The organism is Protofrankia sp. CiT1 (assembly GCF_917627335.1).
Classification (GTDB): domain Bacteria; phylum Actinomycetota; class Actinomycetes; order Frankiales; family Frankiaceae; genus Protofrankia.
Genome location: NZ_CAKJTP010000061.1, coordinates 1 through 5342 on the forward strand (window position 1 = coordinate 1; position 5342 = coordinate 5342).

Genomic DNA, 5342 nt, shown 5'->3' on the forward strand with positions numbered 1-5342 from the left:
TTTCAATCCCTCTAGGGATGATCAGTGACCCGAAGATAAACGCGCAGGTCACGGGCGGTTTCTGGCGTCGGTCCGAGGCCTGTTCTGCAGCGGTCCGCCGGTAGTGCAACGCCGCAGGTCAGAGCCATGATCCGTATCATAGAGGATCGGGGTCCGGTTGCCCACCTCGCGGCCGATCGGCTCGTTCACGGATGTGCGGATCCCCGCGGAGGCGCACCGAGGGTCGGGCTTCTGGACGTCCACGGACGGTTACGGACACCGAACCGCCTGTGCAAGATGGTGTCAAGGGCCATCATCTGTTGTTTTCGGTCAGGGAACTGGCGTCCTGACTCGACGTGCCGGTCATGGCGGAGTCACTTCTGGCATTTGCTGAAGCCCTCCGGGCTGTAGCACGGTAGCTGCCCAAAGGCCCCCATCACGTCCTGGCCGCTGCCTCTCATCAGATAGTTCAGGAAACTGGAGGTGAGAGAACCGGCGGGCGACGGACCGTAGGTATAAGCGTACTCGATCTCCACGAAGGGGTAGCTACTGTTACCGACGGGCTTGGCTGACGGCGCCTGGCTGTCGATGCGCAGCGTGTGCAGGCCCCTGAAGGCAGTGGCAGCCTGCAGTTCGCTGTAACCGATGGCGCCCGGCAGCGCGGCCACGGTTTTCAACACCGCTTCCGTGCTGTCGAGTTCGCAGCGGATGACCTTGTCCTGAGGGGAGTTCTTGCTCTTGCAGTCCAGGGAGGTGAAGGCCGGCTCGCCGAGCCCGTCGAGGATGTGCCGCCGGAACAGGTCGCGCGTGCCGGAGTTGGCATTCCGGCTTATGAGCAGGATAGGGAGGTCAGGGCCGTTGAGTTCCTTCCAGTTGAGGAAGTCACCCCGGTAGATCTTCCGTATCTCATCGATTGTCAGGGTTTTGATCGGCAGCTGGTCATGTACCACCAGGGCGTAGGCGGAGACAGCGACGCGCTCCTCCTGGAGCTGTGGGTAGCCGTCCGGCTTGTGCCCGTCGGAGAAGGCGACCAGGGCCGGAGGGCCGTTCCTGGACTCGCTGCCCAGCTCCGCCAGCGCCCGCACGCCTTCCTCGCTGCCGTGCGCATCCATCGTGATCTTAGTACCCGGGCAGCTTGACTCGTACCTTTTGGCGGCTTCCCGCACGACCGGCGCGAAGGCGGTGGAACCGGTGAGGGCAAGCTCGCCCGAGGCACAGCCGATGGGCGGCGGCAGGTCCCTGGGCATGAGGATGATGCCCGCCAGCGTGACGAGGAAGAGGGAGAGCAGGACGGTGATCAAGCGGGCGGGCCTGCTGAACAGGGGCGGCTTGTCGTCGACCGTGATACTCCGGTTGAGCTCCACCGCGCCGTTGCGGATCCCGCCGGTGACTCGGATGCCGCTGCCGACGCCACCACCGGTGAGCAGCACCAGCAGTTTGTAGTGCTGGCCGTGGTTGAGCGGGACGCGGGGGAGATAGATCGTGTTGCGGTCGAAGCGCATACCCCCCGCCGGGGCGAAGTGGTCCATCAGGTGTTCGGCGTCGGACTGGGTGACCGCGACGCCCTCGACGACGCGGTCGGTGAAGACGGCGGTGAGGCCGTGGACGTCGAGGCCGGTGTAGTCGGTGCCGGCGATGCTCTCCGCGCCGTCGTTTTCAATGCGGAGGAGGACGAGGGTCGCGTCGGACATGTCGTTGAACCGGCCGAGCCGTACGCCTACCTGGCCCTGGTTACGGTTGTCGTCGCCGATGGGAGTATCCATCTGTACGCGATAGCCGATGCGTCTGCGATGCGGCACCCGGCGCTCATACCAGATCGCGCCGATGGACACCACGAGACCGAGCAGCGCGGTGAGCACAGCTATGATGTTTTGGGCGTTTAGCCAATCCCCCATATTTTACCCCGATCCCGTATGTGCTGTTAGGTCAGCGTGACGGTTCGGTCACCGTAACAGGTGGCATATCGGCTGATGGGCGGCTGCGGCTCCGGTTTGCCGAACGTTCAACAGAGCTATGACCCCGATTCACCCAGCTCGGCGGAGGCGGCCGCCGTGTTCCCGGCCGATGCAGAGCTGACGCCACTGTCGTGCTGACATGGCGATGAGGTCGCGGTTTACCGGTTGCCGTACCTGGAACGAGTCGCGGGAGACGACTGCGGTCGGCTCGTTCCCGACTCGTTGGAGGTGGACCGTGCCCGACAAGGTGTTCTCGAGCTGGCTTGACAACGTCCGTACCCGGCGGGGCGACAGCGCCGCGGTGCCCAGCCCCGCGGCCGGCGCCCGGAGCCCGGAGAGCTTGGGGAGCCCGAGGGCGCTGCCCCGGGTCGTCGTGGTCGGCAGTGGCTTCGCCGGGTTCTCCGTGCTGCGGCACCTGGAACGACTACTGCCCGCGGATGCCGCCGAGCTTATCGTCGTCTCCCCGGTCGACCATCTTCTCTACACGTCACTGTTGCCGCAGGTGGCCACCAGCGAGGCGGAGCCGCGCCACCTGGCGGTCTCCGTCCGGGCGGCGCTGCGGCGTACCACGCTTGCGCTCGGTCACGTGGTGAAAGTCGACTTCCGGGGCCGCACGATCACTGTCCGCCAACCCAACGCCGTACACGCACAGCTGCGCTGGGACCGCCTTGTGCTGGCACCCGGCGCGGTGACCCGCACAGTCGATATCCCGGGTCTGACCGATCACGCGCTTGGCCTGAAGAACCTCGCGGAAGCCGTCTACCTGCGCGACCACGTGCTCCGCCAGTTCGAGTACGCCGACGCATGCGAGGATCCGGTGGTGCGCCGGGCCCGGTGCACCTTCGTGATCGTCGGCGCCGGGTACACCGGGACCGAGCTCGCCGCGCAGATGGTGCGGTTCACCAGGCGAGCGGTGGGCCAGTATCCACGCCTGACCGAGCGGGACATCCGCTGGATTCTCACCGATCTGGCGCCTCGGGTGCTGCCCGAGCTGGGCGAGGCGCTCAGCAGGCGGGCGGCCCGGGTCCTTGCCGGCCGCGGGGTCGACGTGCGGCTGCGAACGTCCATCTCGGAGGCGGGCGCTGGGTGCGTCCGGTTCATCGACGGTGAGAGCGTCGCGACCCACACCCTTGTCTGGTGCGCCGGGGTGGCTCCCAGCCCGCTGATCTCCACGTTGGGCCTGCCGACCCAGCATGGCCGCCTGGTGGTGGATGCCCGGTTCCAGGTGCCTGCTACCGCGGATGTGTTCGCGCTGGGAGACGCCGCGGCCGTGCCTGACGTGACCCGGGGCTGCCAGCCGGCGGGGCAGACCGCCCAGCACGCCGTCCGGCAGGGTGCCGTTGCCGCGCGTAACGTCGCGGCCTCCCTCGGTCACGGAACGGCGAAGCCCTACCGGCATCGCAATCTCGGTTTCGTCGTCGACCTCGGTGGCACCGCCGCCGTGGCTGATCCGCTCGGAATCCCGTTGTCCGGGGTGGCCGCCGCGGCAGTGACCCGGGGCTACCACCTGTGGGCGCTTCCCTGCCTGACCAACAGAACGCGGGTGGCCGCCGACTGGCTCCTGGACACGCTCACCCCGCGCCAGATCGTCCAGCTCGGGTTCCTGCCGCCGGCCAAGTCATCGATCAATGCCGCGGAGCGGATCGACATCTACCACAACGGGCATTCATAAGAGCGCCCGGCAATAGGGGCGTGGATCAAGGAGCGGGGCTGGGGTGCGTGCATCGCAAGGCGGAGGAGGGAGTCACCCTGGTCTTTGGGGTGTCGACCGACGACAACGCAGCGAGGTGCGTGCCCCAGCCCCGCGACGCCGCGTCCCCTATTGCCGGGCGCTCTAAAGCTCCACCGGGGCGTGTAGCGAGGCGGCCCCGGTTGGTGGTGGTGCGGGCGGAGACGGTAGGGGAGGCTCCTTCCCGCGGGGCTGTCTGGCAGCCGACCCGTCCACCCGCGCCAGGCCGGGGGAGAGCCGGCCCGGGAGTGGGCAGAAAGGATGCGTGACGACGAAGACGGGACGGATCGGGAGCTCCAGCGGTCATGCCGTAGCTGTGCCCGCCCGGTGAGCGTATCGCCGGGCGGCTCGGCCAGCTCCGCGACCAGGGCCCAGCGGTGGCTCGCGCGGGTCGCTTTGGCAGCCGCGGCTGCCGCGGCCGCGGTGCTGGTGGGTTTTGCCCGTATCGCGAGCGTGCTGTTGGTGGGAGTCGCGCTTGTCGCGCTGGCGGTGACCGCCGCGGGCATCTGGTGGTTGCTGACCACCCGTGGCGTGCGGAGGCTGCTGTCGCTCCTGCTGGTGGTCGCGGTGCCGGTGGCGGTCATGGTTCTCTACGCGTGGGTCGGTCTCATCTGGGTGGTGCTGGTGTCGTCGGCACTGTGGGCGCTGGCGGTCTCGACCGGCCGCGCCGCGCTCGCCCGGGACACAAGGCGGGCGGGAATCCCCCGGTCCGCGGCCGCCGAACACGAGGCACCCGCGCCCGAGCATCCCGTCATAATCATGAATCCGCACGCCGGCGGTGGAAAGGTGGCGAAGTACAACCTGGCGGAGCGGGCCGAAGAGCTGGGCGCCGACGTGGTCATGATGGACGTGTCAGGCAAAGCTGACGTGGTCGAACTAGCGCGCGCGGCGGTGAGCCGCGGGGCGGACCTGCTCGGCGTGGCCGGCGGCGACGGAACGCAGGCACTCGTAGCCGGCGTCGCGGCTGGATACGGCCTCCCCTTCATGGTCATCGCGGCCGGCACCCGCAACCACTTCGCGCTGGACCTCGGCCTGGACCGGGACGACCCGTCGACCTGCCTGAACGCGCTCACCGACGGCGTCGAACTGCGCGTCGACCTCGGATTCGTCGGCGGACGGCCCTTTGTCAACAACGTGTCCTTCGGCGCCTACGGGGCTGTGGTGCACAGTCCCGCCTATCGCGGTGACAAGGTCCAGACCCTCCTCGACATGCTCCCCGACCTGCTGGCCGAGCACGCTGGCCCGTACCTGGCGGTCCGTGCCGAGGGGCTCACCCTCGACGGGGCACGGGCGGTGCTGGTGAGCAACAATCCATACGGCACGGGTGACATCGCCGGTCTGGGGCGACGCGTGCGGCTGGACAGCGGGGTCCTCGGCATTCTCGGTGTCACCGTCGAGAACGCGGCACAGGCCGCGGGGCTGCTGCGCGGCAGGCACGGGGATGGTCTCGAGGTACGCACCGCGGCCGAGGTCGTTGTCGACGCGGCCGAGCCGAGCATCCAGATTGCTGTCGACGGCGAGGCGCTGTCGCTGTCCACACCGGTACGCTGCGTCGTCCGGCCGGGGGCCCTGCGGGTCCGGGTGCCGCGAGCCCGTCCCGGTGTCCCCGTGGCGAAGCCGCCGATGGACTGGCGACGGTTACGCGAGATGGCGCTGACGATGGCCCGGACCGCGGGCAC

Annotated in this window: 3 protein-coding genes; 2 read left to right on the forward strand and 1 reads right to left on the reverse strand. The window is 68.6% G+C overall.

Annotation, left to right across the window (positions count from 1 at the left end; translation table 11 throughout):
- Positions 1–353: 353 nt before the first annotated feature.
- A complete protein-coding gene (locus MJ785_RS12020; RefSeq protein WP_239380871.1) occupies positions 354–1874 on the reverse strand; it encodes a substrate-binding domain-containing protein in 1521 nt (506 codons plus the stop codon).
- A gap of 361 nt (positions 1875–2235) precedes the next feature.
- On the opposite strand from MJ785_RS12020, the gene MJ785_RS12025 reads away from it, so the two are divergent.
- Both MJ785_RS12025 and MJ785_RS12030 read left to right on the forward strand, forming a co-directional pair.
- Entirely contained in the window at positions 2236–3606 is a 1371-nt protein-coding gene (locus MJ785_RS12025; RefSeq protein WP_239380904.1) for an NAD(P)/FAD-dependent oxidoreductase, read from the forward strand.
- Positions 3607–3990: 384 nt separating this feature from the next.
- The coding region (locus MJ785_RS12030) for a diacylglycerol kinase family protein (protein WP_239380873.1) at positions 3991–5342 on the forward strand (1352 nt) is incomplete at its 3' end.